The sequence below is a fragment of the Buttiauxella sp. genome (genome assembly GCF_049686335.1).
In the GTDB taxonomy this organism is placed as follows: domain Bacteria; phylum Pseudomonadota; class Gammaproteobacteria; order Enterobacterales; family Enterobacteriaceae; genus Buttiauxella.
Genome location: NZ_JBAVHX010000004.1, coordinates 182,015 through 198,876 on the forward strand (window position 1 = coordinate 182,015; position 16,862 = coordinate 198,876).

Genomic DNA, 16,862 nt, shown 5'->3' on the forward strand with positions numbered 1-16,862 from the left:
GGAGCGCAGCCAACATCCCTGCGGCTTGAAACATAACGGGTATAACATCGTACACAAATTTTTAACAAAAACTGAGACTAATACGACTTTTTGATCCCCTGGTTACTTCATCTCAGATAATTGGTTTAATAGCCGGAACTTTATCTCATTACTACAGGGCTTGATAATGCAAAAACTCATCAACTCAGTGCAAAACTATGCATGGGGAAGTAAAACTGCGTTAACGGAACTTTATGGCGTGCAAAATCCGCAAAACCTGCCCATGGCAGAGCTGTGGATGGGCGCACACCCGAAAAGCAGCTCAAAAATTCTTGAAAATGACCAACCGCGTTCACTGCGTGATGTGATTGATGCAAACAAGCCCGCACTATTGGGCAAGGCCGTTGCAGAGCGTTTCGGTGAGTTACCGTTCCTCTTCAAAGTGCTGTGTGCCGATCAACCTCTTTCCATTCAGGTTCACCCAAACAAAAAAGCCTCTGAAATTGGCTTTGCCAAAGAGAACGCGGCGGGCATCCCCTTAGACGCAGCCGAGCGTAACTATAAAGATCCAAACCATAAACCCGAGCTGGTATTCGCGTTAACGCCGTTCCTCGCCATGAATGCGTTCCGCGAATTTTCCGACATCGTTTCACTGCTGCAACCTGTTTCAGGTGCGCATCCTGCTATCGCTCATTTCCTGCAAGAGCCCGATGCTGAACGTTTGTCGAAACTTTTCGCCAGCTTGCTGAACATGAAAGGTGATGAGAAATCCCTTGCGCTGGGCGTATTAAAAGCCGCACTGAACAACCAGCAGGGTGAACCATGGGAAACCATTCGCGTCATTTCTGAGTTCTATCCGGACGACAGCGGTTTGTTCTCGCCGCTGCTGCTAAACGTGGTGAAACTCGAGCCGGGTGAAGCGATGTTCCTGTTCGCCGAGACCCCGCACGCTTACCTGAAAGGGGTGGCGCTGGAAGTGATGGCCAACTCCGATAACGTGTTACGCGCCGGTCTGACGCCAAAATACATCGACATCCCCGAGCTGGTCGCCAATGTGAAGTTTGAACCTAAACCGGCGGCTGAATTGCTGACCCAACCCGTGAAACTGACAGGCGAGCTAGACTTCCCTATTCCGGTTGATGATTTCGCGTTCTCTTTGCACGATCTCAGCGCTCAACAAACCAGGCTTGTACAAACCAGTGCGGCTATTGTGTTCTGTACCGAAGGCGAAGCGGTATTGAGTAAAGATCAGCAACAACTGGTGTTGAAGCCAGGTGAATCTGCATTTATCTCTGCGGAAGAATCACCGGTCTCTATCAGCGGCGTCGGCCGTGTAGCACGCGTCTATTCTAAAATCTGAGTGTAAGTAACTTACTGATCTTTTACAGATACATTGCTAAGCTTTAATGGACACGTTTCTTAAATGCGACACCCGAGCATCTTCAAGATGCAGGTAGGCGGCAAGCGAATGAATCCCCATGAGCTTACTCAGGTAAGTGATTCGGGTAAGTGAGAGCAGCCAGCAACCCTGCTGCTTGAAGGGCGACGGGTGTACGGCATTTCAATCGTCTGCCGGAGGACTACCGGCAGACGCACTTTATATGGACGACGACAGAATGAAAAAATCACTGGTTGCTGTAGGTGTCATTGTAGCTCTGGGTGTGGTGTGGACTGGCACGGCCTGGTACACCGGTAAACAGCTTGAAGGCCGCATGGCTGAGATGGTGGGTAACGCTAACGCCGAATTGAATAAAGCCTCGCCTGAAGCGGGTTTAACGCTAAGCTACCAGGACTATCATCGTGGTCTGTTCCACAGTTCAATGCAGTTGGTCATCAAACCAACCGCGGGAATGACCAGTGCTCTTCTTAAGCCTGATCAAAGCATCGTTTTCAATGAAACGATTGATCACGGTCCTTTCCCGTTCGCACAGTTAAAAAAATTCAATCTGCTGCCGTCCATGGCATCAGTTCATACCACGCTTGTGAATAACCCGACCACTAAGCCTTTGTTTGATATTACTAAAGGCCAGTCGTTTATCGATGCGCAAACGCGTATCGGCTATAGCGGTGATACCTCTTCCGATATCGATTTGCTGCCGCTGAACTACGTGAAAGGTGATGAGAAAGTGGCCTTCAGCGGTGGTCACTTCAAAGCCGATGTCGATGGCAAAGGTGACAAGATTTCTGTCAGCGGTGAAGCGCAAAGCGGGCTGGTCAACACCACCAATGAATATGGCCAGCATGTGCAGATGACCTTTAACGGCATCAAAACCGAAGGTGATAGCAGCCGTAGCGAATTCATCGAGCGTATTGGTAGCCAGAAAGCGTCTATCGAGAAACTTGCCATCTCCGTTGAAGGCAAAGAGATGGCGGTTATTGAAGGCTTCAATATCAATGCCAAATCTGAATTGCAGGAAGATAAAAAACATCTTTCCGGCCAAATCGATTACACCCTGGACTCCCTTAAAGTGCAGAGTCAGGATATTGGCAGCGGCAAACTGACCATCAAAATCGGCAACCTCGATGGCGCAGCGGTTCAGGAGTTCAGCAAAAAGTACAATGCTGAGTCGCAAAAACTGCTGGCAGACCCAGCAACTGCGCAGGATCCAGAAGCTTATCAGCAGAAAATTGTCGAACTGTTTGCTGCTAATCTTCCATTGCTATTAAAAGGCGATCCGGTGATTACCGTGGCACCGCTGAGCTGGAAAAATGCAAAAGGTGAAAGTAGCTTTAACCTGTCACTGTTCCTGAAAGACCCGGCGCTGACGACCACTGAGCCAACCACGCCGGAAGAGCAGCTGAACCGTGTGGTGAAATCGCTGGATAGCAAGCTTGTGATCCCAGTGGATATGGCAACCCAGCTTATGACGCAGGTAGCACAGCTTGAAGGCTACCAGCCTGCCGAAGCCGCTAAACTTGCCGACCAGCAAATCAAAGGCCTGGCCGCGATGGGGCAAATGTTCCGTGTGACCACAATGGAAGATAATAACGTGGTTTCCAGCCTGCAATATTCGAATGGCCAGGTGACGCTTAACGGACAGAAAATGGCGCTAGGTGATCTGGTGGGTATGTTCGGCATGCCAGGCCTGGACTCACAAGCGGCTCCAGCACCGGAACTGGAAGCACCTGCTGTGCCTGCTGTGCCTGCAGTACCGCAGCAGTAATATTGATTTAAAGTATGTTAAAAGCCTCCTTCGGGATAACGCCGTTAGTTTAAGAACCAGATTTCCGGGGCGACCACCGGGTTTGGCGTCCCTCCGGGAACCAAATCCCGGCGTTTCCCCTAATTCATTGGCTTAAGTGAACGGCGTTATCCCTTGGGAGGCTTTTTCGTCTATCACGACGTATCACCTTGATGACCGGAGAATAGATGTTATCTACCGTCTCTTTCACTAAATCCATCCCCATCCTGCGTATTTTCGACGAACGAAAAGCGCGTGAATTCTACCTGGATTTTCTGTCGTTCAGCATTGAATTTGAGCACCGCTTCGAACCCGGTTTACCGCTGTATATGGGCATTGCCAGAAACGGTTTGCAGTTACATCTTTCTGAACATCATGGCGATGCGAGCCCAGGAGCAACGATATTTATCCCTGTGCAGAACATCGAGTTATTCAGGGATGAATTGCACCAGAAGCAATACGGATATGGCCGCCCGGAAATTGTTCAGCAAGATTGGGGGAAAGTGATGGAAGTCTATGATCCCTTTAGCAACCGGTTACGATTCTGCGAGAGTGAATGAATACTTAAAGCCCCTTTGTCTATCAAGGGGGCTTTTCATTTGTTACAGCTTTACCCAACGTTGAGCACCTGTAAGCTTACCCATCACGTTTAGCTTTTTCGCACCACTAATCTCGCGGGCATTATCTGGCTACGCACTTCTTCGTTATCATTTTGTACCCGTTTGAGGATCCGTTGCCCGGCGCTTCGGCCGATTTCGCGTGCAGGCGTAGACACCCAGGTTAACGGTAAATCATCCAGCTCGTCATCCATCACCTCGGCGAATGCAGCCAGTGCGACGTGCTGGTCATAATAACTGTCAATGCTCCCCTCGCCGCTTTGCCGTCCGGCACGCAGTAAACCAAACCAGGCACCCATCGCCACGGTACTGTTGTGGCAAAGCACCGCGGTGATGGTCGGGTTATGTTGTAAAAGCGTGGTTATCGCATCGGCGGCCTTCTTCTGACTGGGTTCGCATTCGATTATCCATTCACTATGGAAAGGCAAACCGTATTTCAGCAAGGTGGCGCAATAGCCGCCAACACGCTCGGCTCGCGTTAATGAGGAACCGTCCCCGCCCAGCCAGGCAATTCGCTGATGGCCACGCTTGATAAGGTGTTCGGTCACCAGCTGCGAGGCCTGCATGTTGTCCGGTCTGATAATATCGGCCTCGTCGAGGTAACTGGCTCGCGAGACAAACACCAGCGGCAGACTTTTTTGTTCGGCAACAGTGCGCATATCCGCGCCCTGTCCTGCCGCGCCGGCAACAATAATGCCGTCCACCCCCTGAGAAACCAGTGTCTCAAAGCAACGCTGCATGTGCTGACCCTCAGCGCCGCTTTGTGTCAGAAACAGCAGTTTGCCCTGCTTTTCCAGCTCATCAGTCAGCCCTGCCGTGAGTTCTGCATAAAAAGGATTACACAGATCACGCACGATCAAACCAATCACGCCACTCTGACCGCCACGCAATGAGACGGCTTGCCGGTTACGCACGAACCCCAGTTTTTCTATGGCTTCGTTCACACGCTGTCCGGTCGCCCCAGAGATGCGCCCTTTGCCGCTGAGTACCAGAGAAACCGTGGTAACAGACACTCCCGCAGCCTCAGCCACTTCATTGATCGTTATTTTCTTTTCTTGAGTCGTCATCAGCGAGACGAACCCTCCATGAAATGACACCCGTCATTGAGCCTGATGTGCTGAGAAATAACGGATGAATACAATTGGATAAAACGTTTAATCCGAATGTGCATATTAGGCACTCTACTCCGCTTTGGATCTGTGAGCTAACGCGCAATAAAGCTTGGTAAAACGTTTTATCATCCGCTTCGTTTTGTACCCCTACTCATACTTTAACCAAGGTCAAGGAGTCGTTATGGCGGCTAATACACCACAAAAAATTACGCTTTGGGAGTTTTTTCAAAACCTTGGCAAAACCTTTATGTTGCCTGTGGCATTGCTGTCGTTCTGCGGCATCATGCTCGGCATCGGCAGTTCGCTAAGCAGTCACGATGTGGTGACGCTGTTACCGGCATTAGGGAATCCTGTTCTACAGCTCATTTTCACCTGGATGGGCAAAGTGGGCTCGTTTGCCTTTAGCTTCTTGCCGATTATGTTCTGTATCGCGATCCCTCTGGGGCTTGCGCGTGAAAACAAAGGGGTTGCGGCGTTTGCCGGTTTTGTCGGTTACGCCGTCATGAACCTGGCCGTCAACTTCTGGCTGACGGCTAAAGGCATTCTCCCAACCACAGACGCCGCGATCCTCAAGGCGAACAACATTCAGAATATCCTCGGTATCCAGTCTATCGACACCGGTATTCTAGGTGCGGTGATTGTCGGGGTGATTGTTTTCCTGCTGCACGAACGTTTCCATAATGTTCGCCTGCCGGACGCGCTGGCATTCTTTGGCGGTACTCGCTTTGTGCCCATCATCACAACTGTTGTGATGGGTCTGGTCGGTCTGGTGATCCCTCTTATTTGGCCGGTGTTTGCCGCAGGCATCAACGCGCTGGGCAATATGATTAACAGTGCAGGCATGTTTGGACCAATGATTTTCGGCACTGGCGAGCGTCTATTATTGCCGTTTGGTTTGCACCACATTCTGGTGGCGCTGATTCGCTTTACGGAAGCTGGCGGCACGCTGGATGTTTGCGGACACAGCGTCAGCGGTGCGTTAACTATCTTCCAGGCACAATTGAGCTGCCCGACTTCTCACGGTTTTGCTGAAAGTGCGACTCGCTTCCTGTCGCAAGGTAAAATGCCTGCCTTCCTTGGCGGCTTGCCGGGTGCTGCATTAGCGATGTACCACTGCGCGCGCCCGGAAAATCGGCACAAAATTAAAGGCCTGCTGATTTCTGGTGTGATTGCCTGCGTTATCGGCGGTACCACTGAACCACTGGAGTTCCTGTTCCTGTTTGTCGCTCCGGTTCTGTATCTTATCCATGCTCTGCTGACCGGTCTTGGCTTTACTATGATGGCGGTTTTGGGTGTCACTATCGGTAATACTGACGGTAACATCATCGATTTCGTGGTATTTGGTATTCTGCACGGCCTGGCGACTAAGTGGTATCTGGTGCCGGTTGTGGCCGCGATTTGGTTCTCGGTTTACTACGTCATCTTCCGTTTTGCGATTACCCGTTTCAACATCAAAACTCCGGGTCGTGATGTCGAAAGCACAGTAGAAAAAGCGGTTATCGGCCAGGTAGGTAAATCGGGTTATAACGTGCCAGCCATCCTTTCAGCACTAGGTGGTGCCGACAATATTGTCTCACTGGATAACTGCATTACGCGTCTGCGTTTATCCGTGAAAGATATGTCACTGGTGGACAGTGCCGCGTTGAAAAACCTGCGCGCCATTGGCGTGGTGCAACTAAACCAACATAATCTGCAAGTGGTGATTGGGCCGCAGGTCCAGTCGGTAAAAGATGAAATGGCGCATCTGATGCAAACTGCTCAGGCGTAAATCACAGTGGGCGCTCCGGCGCCCATTTGTTGTGAGGTGATATGTTCGATTTTTCCACCCCCGTTGACCGACATGGAACCTGGTGTACCCAGTGGGATTATGTCGCAGACCGTTTCGGCGCCGCCGATCTCCTGCCCTTTACCATCTCCGATATGGATTTCGCTACCGCTCCGGTCATTCTCGACGCCTTACAAAAGCGCTTGTCTCATGGCGTTTTGGGTTACAGCCGCTGGAAGAATGACGAGTTTCTTGGGGCGATTGCGCACTGGTATCAGACACGTTTTAACAGTGTGATTGATAAAGAGGCAGTAGTTTACGGCCCGTCGGTTATCTACATGGTTTCGCAGCTGATTCGCCAGTGGTCAGAACCGGGTGAAGCGGTACTGATCCATACTCCAGCATACGATGCGTTTTACAAGGCCATCGAAGGGAATCAGCGCCAGGTTTTGAGCGCGCCACTGCATAACACTGACGGTGGCTGGATGTGCGATATGGCAGCGCTGGAAGCGCAACTGGCAAAACCTGAATGCAAAATCATGCTGCTATGCAGCCCGCAAAACCCGACCGGAAAGGTCTGGACGCGCAGCGAACTGGAAACCATGGCGACGTTGTGCGAGCAACATGGCGTCAGGGTTATCAGTGATGAAATTCATATGGATATGGTCTGGCAAGGCCACACGCATACTCCATGGAGCGACGTCGGCCAGGGCCAGTGGGCGCTGTTCACTTCTGGCTCCAAGAGTTTCAATATCCCGGCATTAACCGGTGCCTACGGCCTGATTAACGACGCCAGTGAACGCCAGCAATATCTGAATGTGCTGAAAGGCCAGGATGGGCTGTCATCCCCCGCGATCCTCGCGGTAGTCGCTCACATTGCTGCTTATCAGGAAGGTGGCGTTTGGCTCGATGCACTGCGCGCTTACCTGCAAAGCAATCTTCATTATGTGGCAGACACACTTAACCATGAGTTTGCGCAACTCAACTGGCAGCCGCCGCAATCAACCTATCTGGCGTGGATTGATTTACGCCCACTCGGAATAGATGACAACGCTCTGCAAAAAGCGCTAATCGAGCAGCAAAAAGTCGCCATCATGCCGGGATATACCTACGGTGAGGAAGGAAAAGGCTTTGTGCGCCTGAATGCCGGTTGCCCAAGGGTTAAACTTGAAGAAGGCGTGAAGCGCCTTGTTGCGGCGATAAAGTCGCTTCAGTAACGTTCAGGGGAGGAAACTCCCCTTTTTCATAGTACCCTGAGAGTGGTGAGCAATCACAACATGGACTATTTTGTTTCTCATCAGCCAAATCTCGCCCTTATGTCTTTAAGGGTTTTATCTGGAATAAAAGGTCTTATATGAAAAACTTGATACTGGGTGTGATCGCAAAAATTTCAAAAATGGATGCCGAAGCGAAGCAGCTTGCGGCAAAAGTCGAAGCTCAGTCTTTGCTTATCGGGGCCTTATTACTGACCATTGGTAAAAATGGCGGCATGAATGAGATGCTTGAAAATGTCAGAAAGGCCATCAATGCCGCTTTAGATGCGGCTGATACGCCTTTAAAAACGGATGCAGAACTGTTGTTAAATGAATTCAACAATCTTCTTTTGTTAACCCAACTGCTGGAAACAAACGATGCTGAGATTGATATTAATGCCCTGAGAAGCATGCCTGGCGAAACAGCGACTGACTGAGTGCTCGTTATGGGCTGGAAGCCACGCTTTCAGCCTGTTATTCAGCTTCATTTTTGAATCCAAAAAAAGCACCAGCAAAGGGTAAATGGCACAGAAATGTCTCATGAAGCAGATAAGCTGAAACTGGCTAGCAAGTAACTCATTGTTTAGTAAGTTTTATATGATGCTTTTACACTATGACTCTGTAGCATTTATAATGTATCGCACTTTAATCAATAAAAGAGTGCGACCATGATTGATACCACCCTGCCGTTAACCGATTTGCACCGCCATCTTGATGGTAATATTCGTGCACAAACAATCCTCGATCTAGGCCGCCAGTTTAATTTGCCACTTCCGGCTGATTCTCTTGAAGCACTTCGCCCTCATGTACAAGTCGTGGAAACCGCGCCTGATTTGGTCAGTTTCCTGCAAAAACTCGACTGGGGCGTCAAAGTCCTGGCCTCTCTCGATGCCTGCCGCCGTGTGGCATGGGAAAATATTGAAGATGCCGCGCGCAACGGCCTGCATTATGTGGAGTTACGCTTCTCGCCGGGCTACATGGCGATGACGCATAACCTGCCTGTCGCCGGTGTGGTAGAAGCGGTGATTGAAGGGGTTCGTCAGGGCTGTCGCGATTTTGGTGTTGAAGCGCGTTTGATTGGCATCATGAGCCGTACGTTTGGTGAAGCCGCGTGCGAAGCGGAGTTAGATGCACTGCTGACGCATCGTGACCACATTACTGCACTGGATCTTGCGGGAGATGAACTGGGCTTCCCGGGCAGTTTATTCCTGAACCACTTTAACCGTGCGCGCGATGCTGGCTGGCATATCACCGTTCATGCAGGCGAAGCGGCTGGCCCGGAAAGTATCTGGCAGGCAATTCGTGAGCTGGGTGCAGAGCGCATCGGCCACGGTGTTAAAGCCGTTGAAGATCCGGCGCTGATGGATTTCCTCGCTGAACACGGTATCGGTATCGAATCCTGCCTGACATCCAATATTCAAACCAGCACCGTGGCATCGCTGGATAAGCATCCGTTGATCACCTTCCTCGATAAGGGCGTGCTGGCGACCATTAATACTGATGACCCGGCGGTCCAGGGTATCGATATTATTCATGAATATAACGTGGCGGCCCCGCAAGCGGGTCTGAGCGCGGCACACATCCGTACCGCGCAAGAGAATGGTTTGAAAATTGCCTTCCTGAGTGAAGCGGAAAAGCAGGCGCTAATCGCGAAAGTTCGGGCCGCTTAAGCCTCTTTATCCTTCGTCAAACGCTTGAGTCAGGAGACTGACTCAAGCGCTCTTTTTTCCTTCGCCGTTTTGCGCGCATAGCGCTGCGCCAGCACCGCACAAACCATCAATTGCACCTGATGGAATATCATCAGCGGCAGGACCATCATCCCAACCGCACTGGCCGGGAACAGCACATTGGCCATCGGCACACCGTTGGCGAGGCTTTTCTTCGAGCCACAGAACACAATGGTAATTTCATCCGCCGTGTTGAAACCCATCAGCCGCGCCACCCAGGTGTTAAACACCAGCACAATCGCCAGCAATACTATAGAGCATCCCAGCACAGCTAATAACGCGGTGCCATTCACCTGCTGCCAGATACCTTCCACTACCGCCTCACTGAAAGCCACATACACCACCAGCAAAATAGATGACCTGTCGGTCATGCTAATCAGCTTTTTATGTTTATCAACCCAGCGGCCAATCAGCGGGCGCGACAAATGCCCCACCACAAACGGCACCATCAGTTGCAGGACAATTTTGCCAATGGCATGCAGCGTGTCGGTGGTTCCTTCCTGGGTATTCATTAATGCGCCGACTAAAATCGGTGACAGGAAAATACCCAAAATGCTGGATGCCGAGGCGCTACACACCGCCGCCGCCACGTTTCCGCCCGCGACTGACGTGAAAGCGATTGCCGACTGCACGGTTGCTGGCAACGCGCAGAGGTACAGGAAGCCCATGTACAGCGGTTGATTAAGGATGGCAGGGGAAATAAAGCTCATCGCCAGCCCCAGCAGTGGGAAAAGTACAAAAGTACTGAGGAAAACCACGAGGTGGAGTTTCCAGTGCCCGATGCCTGCCACAATCGCATCACGGGAAAGTTTTGCCCCGTGCATGAAAAACAGCAGAGCAATCGCCGCCGTAGTCAGATATTCGAATGCGGTTTTGACCGCGCCTTCGCAGGGAAAAAGCGAAGCCACGACTACCACGGCTATCATAATCAGCAAAAAAGTATCGATTTTCAGACGTTGCAACCAGTTCATCCTGCTTCCTTCAAACCTTGAGCATTCATAGTTTTGTAGGGTGGATAAGCGCCAGCGTCATCCACCATTTCTGTCGGTTGACGCTGTGCTTAACCGACCGACGAAAGCGACCCAACCCAAATTTAATAGTAATTGATACTATTTTTGATGGTGTACGTTTCTATCTTCGGCGGCTTCGCATTGGGGTCAGTGATATTTAGCTCACATTCCAGCGGATTAAAGTGGCCGTCGTAGTCGCAAGTTTGTTTTATCTGCGCGATAGCTTTGCCGTTGAGGGTACTTTCTGAAGTGAAATCGAGTTTTTTCTTCAGGTCACTGCCGGTTTTGGCGGTGATGCTCAGAGTCTCGTCATTCGATTTGGTGGTTTTGCCTAACGGATAACCTTCAGAATCATAACGGTAGACTATCGATGCCTCTTTACTCTGGGCGGCGACCACAAAGCCTTTATCGTCGGTTTCATAAGTGACGGCAGCCTGAGGTAATTCTGCCAGCTGGCATTTACCCTGCAATTTCACGCGTCTTTCATGGCTTACGGCATCGATATAATAGTTAGCATTCAGCACAAGCGTAGCGCCGGTGTTATTTTCCAGGTCATGAAATTCAAGTTCGTTAAAACACCCTTCTTCCGACACCAGACCCACCACGCGTTTAATCACCTCGCCCTTCTGGTTGATAAGCGTTTGGGTGAAATCTTTGACCGGCCCGCGTAACGGATCGAAGTCGAATTCATTGGAGAAACTTGCCATTTCTGGCGTGTAGGAGAGCGTAGTATTCTGATTATCACAGCCGACAACAGAGGCTGCCAGCGCACAGAGAATAATGATTTTCTTCACGTAAGTCCTGTCCCCGACTTGAAATTTTATAGACCCATTAGCATTCGATTTGCGGCCTGGCGGCCAACACCCCTGCGGCCTGGAGGATGATGGGTATCATCATGATATAAGCAAATACAACACTTTACACTACAGGTACTATCCTTATACAACATCCCTAACATAAGGAAGAGATGATGAAACACGCTATTTGGCTGGGTGTATGTCTTTTAATCGCGACGACCCCGGTACTCGCGGCACAGACGTCATGCGATACCGTTAAGGCCGACATTCAGCAAAAGATCATGAAGAACGGTGTTCCCGAATCGGGGTTCACTTTAACGATAGTGCCAAATGACCAGGCTGATCAACCCGATGCACAGGTCGTAGGTCACTGCGCTAATGATACCCAGAAAATTCTTTATACGCGTACCAGCAGCGGCAACTATCCCGTTAGCGGTGGAAATACTCAGGACGGTTCGCGAACCGAACCTCAGTAATCATTCCCTCGGGGCGTCATCGCCCCGTTTTTACTTCATTAATCTCTGCTTTCACTTTCATTCAAAACTCCGCTCTAACTTTGATGCGTGTTAACTCACCCTACTCCTAAATGAGTAAAACTCATTTCAGCCGAAAATATTCGCTGAGTAAGCAATAGTCGGCAACGTCGTCATAAAACAACATCTACAACAATGACATCCCGAGCCCGTAAAACGCCTCATGGAGTGAGTTATGTCGAACCAATGTAACCCTGACGGTATTAGCCGTCGAAACCTGATGAAAACTAGTGCGATAAGTGGACTGGCGCTTGCAGTGAGTGGACTCTCCCTGCCGTTTGGTCTGCGTGCCGCCGCCTCCGCTGTCGGTGCTGCGGTGAATCCGGCTGCCGCAGATAAAGTCGTCTGGGGCGCCTGCTCCGTCAACTGTGGTAGCCGCTGTGCGCTACGTTTACATGTCCGTGATAATGAAGTCACCTGGGTGGAAACCGATAACACCGGCGATGATGAGTATGGCAATCATCAGGTGCGGGCTTGCCTGCGTGGTCGTTCGATCCGCCGCCGGATTAACCATCCTGACCGCCTGAACTACCCGATGAAACGCGTAGGTCTTCGCGGTGAAGGGAAATTTGAGCGAATTTCATGGGATGAAGCGCTGGATACCATCACCCAAAGCCTGAAAAGCACGGTAGAAAACTACGGTAACGAAGCGGTCTACATCAACTACACCTCGGGAATTGTCGGGGGTAACATCACCCGCTCCTCGCCATACGCGTCGTTAGTGGCTCGCCTGATGAACAGCTACGGCGGTTTTCTCAGCCATTATGGCACCTACAGCACCGCTCAGATTGCCTGTGCCATGCCTTACACCTATGGCACCAATGACGGCAATAGCACCTCGGATATCGAAAACAGTAAGCTGGTGGTGTTGTTTGGCAACAATCCTGCCGAAACCCGCATGAGCGGCGGCGGTATCACTTACTTCCTGGAACAGGCGCGCGAGCGTTCCAATGCACGCATGATCGTCATCGACCCGCGATATACCGATACCGCTGCCGGTCGTGAAGATGAGTGGCTGCCGATTCGTCCGGGCACCGACGCCGCCCTGGTTGCCGGTATCGCCCACGTTTTAATTAACGAAGACCTCGTCGACCAGCCATTCCTCGATAAGTACTGTGTTGGCTACGATGAGAAAACACTGCCTGAAGGCGCACCCACCAACGGTCATTACAAAGCCTATATTCAAGGCCTGGGTGATGACGGCGTGGAAAAATCTCCACGCTGGGCGTCAGCGATTACCGGTATTCCGGCAGATAAAATCATTAAGCTTGCTCGTGAAATTGGCAGTACAAAACCTGCGTATATCACTCAGGGTTGGGGGCCACAACGCCAGGCAAACGGTGAGCTGACTTCGCGAGCCATCGCCATGTTGCCAATTTTGACCGGAAACGTGGGGATTAACGGCGGTAACAGCGGCGCACGTGAATCGACTTACACCATCACCATTGAGCGGATGCCGGTATTAGAAAACCCGGTGAAAACGCAGATTTCCTGCTTTAGCTGGACTGATGCGATTGCCCGTGGTCCGGAGATGACGGCCAAACGCGACGGCGTGCGCGGTAAAGATAAGCTCGACGTGCCGATTAAGTTCATCTGGAACTACGCCGGTAACACCATTACCAACCAACATTCCGACATCAACAAAACTCACGACATTCTGCAAGATGACAGCAAGTGCGAGATGATTGTGGTCATCGAGAACTTTATGACCTCTTCGGCGAAATACGCTGACATCCTGCTGCCGGACTTAATGACCGTCGAACAAGAAGACATTATCCCTAACGATTACGCCGGGAATATGGGTTATCTGATCTTTATCCAGCCTGCCACCCAACCGAAATTTGAACGCAAGCCGATCTACTGGATTACCAGTGAAGTGGCTCGACGACTGGGGCCAGACATTCACCAGAAATTTACCGAAGGCCGCACTCAGGAACAATGGCTGCAGTTTTTGTACGCGAAGATGCTGGCAAAAGATCCGCAATTGCCGTCGTATGAAGCATTACGCAGCATGGGGATTTATAAACGTAAAGATCCGAATGGCCATTTCGTCGCGTATCAGGCTTTCCGCAACGATCCGGATGCCAGTCCATTAAAAACGCCTTCTGGCAAAATCGAAATCTACTCAAGCCAACTGGCAGAAATCGCCGCCAGTTGGGAGTTAGAAAAAGACGAAACCATCAGCCCTCTACCCGTTTATGCCTCTACCTTCGACGGCTGGGATGCGGCCGAACGCAGCTCATATCCGCTGCAACTTTTTGGCTTCCATTACAAAGCGCGTACCCATTCAAGCTACGGCAACATTGATGTGCTCAAAGCCGCCTGCCGCCAGGAAGTGTGGATTAACCCGATCGATGCGCAGGCTCGCGGTATCGCCAGCGGGGATATGGTGCGGGTGTTCAATGGGCGCGGCGAATTACGCATTCCGGCGAAAGTCACACCGCGCATCATGCCGGGTGTCACCGCTATGGGCCAGGGAGCCTGGCACGAAGCCAATATGAGCGGCGACCGTATTGACCACGGTTCGTGCATCAACACGCTGACCACGCAACGCCCTTCACCGCTGGCGAAAGGGAATCCGCAACACACCAATCTGGTTGATATCCAAAAGGCGTAAGGAATAGCGAATGACAACCCAATATGGTTTTTATATTGATTCCAGTCGTTGCACCGGTTGCAAAACCTGCGAGCTGGCCTGTAAGGACTACAAAAATTTATCCCCGGATGTGAGCTTTCGTCGCATTTATGAGTATGCCGGTGGCGACTGGCAGGAAGACAACGGCGTCTGGCAGCAAAATGTGTTTGCCTACTACTTATCCATCGCCTGCAACCATTGCGAAGATCCCGCCTGCACCAAAGTGTGTCCAAGTGGTGCGATGCACAAACGCGAAGACGGTTTTGTGGTGGTAAACGAGGAGATTTGTATTGGCTGCCGTTACTGCCACATGGCCTGCCCATACGGCGCACCGCAATACAATGCCGAAAAAGGCCATATGACCAAATGCGATGGCTGTTATTCCCGGGTCGCGGAAGGCAAAAAACCGGTTTGTGTTGAGTCGTGCCCATTGCGTGCGCTGGATATGGCACCCATTGACGAACTGCGTCAAAAATACGGCCAGCAAGCGGCGATTGCTCCGCTGCCATCAGCGCATTTCACCCGGCCAAATATTGTCATTAAACCCAACGCCAACAGCCGCCCTTGTGGGGATAAAACCGGTTATCTGGCCAATCCTCTGGAGGTATAAGATGGGAAGCGGATGGCATGAATGGCCGTTAGTGGTATTTACCGTACTGGGCCAGTGCGTTGTTGGGGCTGTCATTGTCATGAGTCATGCCTGGAATCGCGCCAGCAATAACAGTGAGTTGCAGCATAAAATGTTACGGCCAATGTTCTTTATCTGGCTGTTGATGGGCATTGCGTTTATTGCTTCGGTGATGCATCTCGGCTCACCGTTACGGGCGTTTAACTCGCTGAATCGTATTGGCGAATCGGCTTTAAGCAATGAAATTGCCAGTGGTTCGGTGTTCTTCGCCGTGGGTGGTTTCTGGTGGCTGATTTCGATACTGAAGAAAATGCCTGCTGGTCTTGGCAAAATCTGGCTCTTCATCACTGTGTTGTTGGGCGCGTTTTTTGTCGCGGCGATGACCCGTGTTTACCAGATTGATACCGTGCCAACCTGGCATAACGGTTACACCACGCTGAACTTCTTCCTCACCATCTTACTGACCGGCCCGCTGCTGGCGGTGCTGTTACTGCAAAGCATCGGTTACGAATACCGCAGCCGCAGACTGGCAACACTGAGCGTTCTGGCGTTATTCATCACCATTGCCGTTGTCGTATTGCAGGGCAGCGAACTGGCAAGTATCCAGAGTTCGGTGCAACACGCCAGCGCGTTAGTGCCGGATTACGCGACACTTCAGATATGGCGTATTGCACTGATAGCGCTCGGTTTAGGTTACTGGATTTGCTCAATGGTACGCCGCACACCGGCCAAAACAGCCAGTTTGTTGTTCGGATTCCTACTGGTGGTTGCGGGTGAATGCATTGGTCGTGGGATTTTTTACGGCCTGCATATGACAGTCGGCATGGCGGTTGCAGGGTAATTGGTACAAAATGCGCGGGAAAACCCGCGCAATTAAGGAAATGAAGAATGTCTAAAAGTACGTCGGCAACGACACAACGCCTGGCGACAATCGCCCTGACAGGAAGAGTCCTGGGTGCGCTTTACTATCAAGAACCGCAAAGTCGGGACGTCGCCTCGCTGTACGCCTCCCTGGCTGACCCGAAATGGGTCGAACAATGGCCAGTGCAGCACGATGAACTGGCAGCGATTGCACAACGCATGACCGACGGGTTGGATTATCCGGAAGAATCATTAAGCGAAGCCTGGCAACGCCTGTTTATTGGCCCTTACGCATTGCCTGCCTCCCCCTGGGGTTCGGTTTATCTCGATAAAGAAAACGTGCTGTTTGGTGACTCAATGCTTGAACTGCGCCGCTGGATGCGCAAAAACGATATTTCCAATGAGCAAGAGAGCAACGAACCGGAAGATCACATCGGTTTGTTACTAATGCTAGCCGCCTGGCTTGCTGAAGAAGGCTTGCAGCAGAAAGTCGATGAACTGCTGGCGTGGCATATTCTGCCGTGGAGCGGGCGTTTTCTGGAGCTGTTTATCGCCAATGCCGAACATCCGTTCTATCAGGCATTAGGGGAGTTGAGCCAAATTACCCTGGCTGACTGGCGCACAGACCTGCTGATTCCGGTCGCAACTAAAGAATTGCACGCCTAAGGATCTGAGAAGCGGTGGATGACGCTTGCGCTTATCCACCCTACCAATTCAACGGTGTTGAAGGTCGGATAAGCGCAGCGTCATCCGACATGAACGC

At 51.2% G+C, this 16,862-nt stretch carries 15 protein-coding genes; 12 read left to right on the forward strand and 3 right to left on the reverse strand.

Annotated elements, in window-relative coordinates:
- The first annotated feature begins 166 nt into the window (after positions 1-166).
- The 3 genes from manA to WBL83_RS01165 all read left to right on the forward strand — a co-directional run bounded on the left by manA (position 167) and on the right by WBL83_RS01165 (position 3,721).
- Positions 167-1,339: a mannose-6-phosphate isomerase gene (gene manA / locus WBL83_RS01155; protein ID WP_424587418.1), complete on the forward strand. Its 1,173-nt coding sequence runs from the start codon at positions 167-169 to the stop codon at positions 1,337-1,339.
- Between the two features lie 256 nt (positions 1,340-1,595).
- Entirely contained in the window at positions 1,596-3,143 is a 1,548-nt protein-coding gene (locus WBL83_RS01160) for a YdgA family protein (protein ID WP_424587419.1), read from the forward strand.
- 206 nt (positions 3,144-3,349) lie between these two features.
- A complete protein-coding gene (locus WBL83_RS01165; RefSeq protein ID WP_424587420.1) occupies positions 3,350-3,721 on the forward strand; it encodes a glyoxalase superfamily protein in 372 nt (123 codons plus the stop codon).
- Positions 3,722-3,810: 89 nt separating this feature from the next.
- Here the strand turns inward: WBL83_RS01165 and WBL83_RS01170 are convergent, their stop codons facing one another.
- On the reverse strand, positions 3,811-4,845 hold the full coding sequence (locus tag WBL83_RS01170) for a Mal regulon transcriptional regulator MalI (protein ID WP_424587421.1): 1,035 nt from the start codon (positions 4,843-4,845) through the stop codon (positions 3,811-3,813).
- A 226-nt stretch (positions 4,846-5,071) separates the two neighbouring features.
- Here WBL83_RS01170 and malX point away from each other — a divergent pair, with 226 nt between their 5' ends.
- The 4 genes from malX (at position 5,072) to add (ending at position 9,578) form a co-directional block, all read left to right on the forward strand.
- On the forward strand, positions 5,072-6,658 hold the full coding sequence (gene malX, locus WBL83_RS01175) for a maltose/glucose-specific PTS transporter subunit IIBC (protein WP_424587422.1): 1,587 nt from the start codon (positions 5,072-5,074) through the stop codon (positions 6,656-6,658).
- 41 nt (positions 6,659-6,699) lie between these two features.
- Positions 6,700-7,872, forward strand: coding sequence for a MalY/PatB family protein (locus tag WBL83_RS01180; RefSeq protein WP_424587423.1), 1,173 nt, complete (start codon positions 6,700-6,702; stop codon positions 7,870-7,872).
- A gap of 137 nt (positions 7,873-8,009) precedes the next feature.
- Positions 8,010-8,345: an anti-adapter protein IraP gene (gene iraP, locus WBL83_RS01185; protein WP_424587424.1), complete on the forward strand. Its 336-nt coding sequence runs from the start codon at positions 8,010-8,012 to the stop codon at positions 8,343-8,345.
- Positions 8,346-8,576: 231 nt separating this feature from the next.
- Positions 8,577-9,578: an adenosine deaminase gene (add, locus tag WBL83_RS01190; protein ID WP_424587425.1), complete on the forward strand. Its 1,002-nt coding sequence runs from the start codon at positions 8,577-8,579 to the stop codon at positions 9,576-9,578.
- Between the two features lie 29 nt (positions 9,579-9,607).
- Here add and WBL83_RS01195 read toward each other — a convergent pair whose 3' ends face one another.
- Both WBL83_RS01195 and WBL83_RS01200 read right to left on the reverse strand, forming a co-directional pair.
- The gene (locus WBL83_RS01195) at positions 9,608-10,606 is read right to left on the reverse strand and encodes a bile acid:sodium symporter family protein (protein ID WP_424587426.1); all 999 of its coding nucleotides are present in this window, start codon (positions 10,604-10,606) and stop codon (positions 9,608-9,610) included.
- A 122-nt stretch (positions 10,607-10,728) separates the two neighbouring features.
- Positions 10,729-11,439 carry a YnfC family lipoprotein gene (locus WBL83_RS01200; protein WP_424587427.1) on the reverse strand — a complete coding sequence of 237 codons (711 nt, stop codon included), beginning with the start codon at positions 11,437-11,439 and terminating at the stop codon, positions 10,729-10,731.
- A 176-nt stretch (positions 11,440-11,615) separates the two neighbouring features.
- Between WBL83_RS01200 and WBL83_RS01205 the strand changes: the two genes are divergently transcribed.
- The 5 genes from WBL83_RS01205 (at position 11,616) to dmsD (ending at position 16,765) form a co-directional block, all read left to right on the forward strand.
- Entirely contained in the window at positions 11,616-11,918 is a 303-nt protein-coding gene (locus tag WBL83_RS01205; protein ID WP_424587428.1) for a DUF1161 domain-containing protein, read from the forward strand.
- A 232-nt stretch (positions 11,919-12,150) separates the two neighbouring features.
- Positions 12,151-14,592 carry a selenate/tellurate reductase subunit YnfE gene (ynfE, locus tag WBL83_RS01210; RefSeq protein ID WP_424587429.1) on the forward strand — a complete coding sequence of 814 codons (2,442 nt, stop codon included), beginning with the start codon at positions 12,151-12,153 and terminating at the stop codon, positions 14,590-14,592.
- 10 nt (positions 14,593-14,602) lie between these two features.
- On the forward strand, positions 14,603-15,220 hold the full coding sequence (locus tag WBL83_RS01215; RefSeq protein ID WP_424587430.1) for a DMSO/selenate family reductase complex B subunit: 618 nt from the start codon (positions 14,603-14,605) through the stop codon (positions 15,218-15,220).
- 1 nt (position 15,221) lies between these two features.
- Positions 15,222-16,079: a dimethyl sulfoxide reductase anchor subunit family protein gene (locus WBL83_RS01220; RefSeq protein WP_424587431.1), complete on the forward strand. Its 858-nt coding sequence runs from the start codon at positions 15,222-15,224 to the stop codon at positions 16,077-16,079.
- A 47-nt stretch (positions 16,080-16,126) separates the two neighbouring features.
- Positions 16,127-16,765 (forward strand): Tat proofreading chaperone DmsD, encoded by a 639-nt coding sequence (gene dmsD / locus WBL83_RS01225; protein WP_424587432.1) that lies wholly within the window; start codon positions 16,127-16,129, stop codon positions 16,763-16,765.
- Positions 16,766-16,862 lie beyond the last annotated feature (97 nt).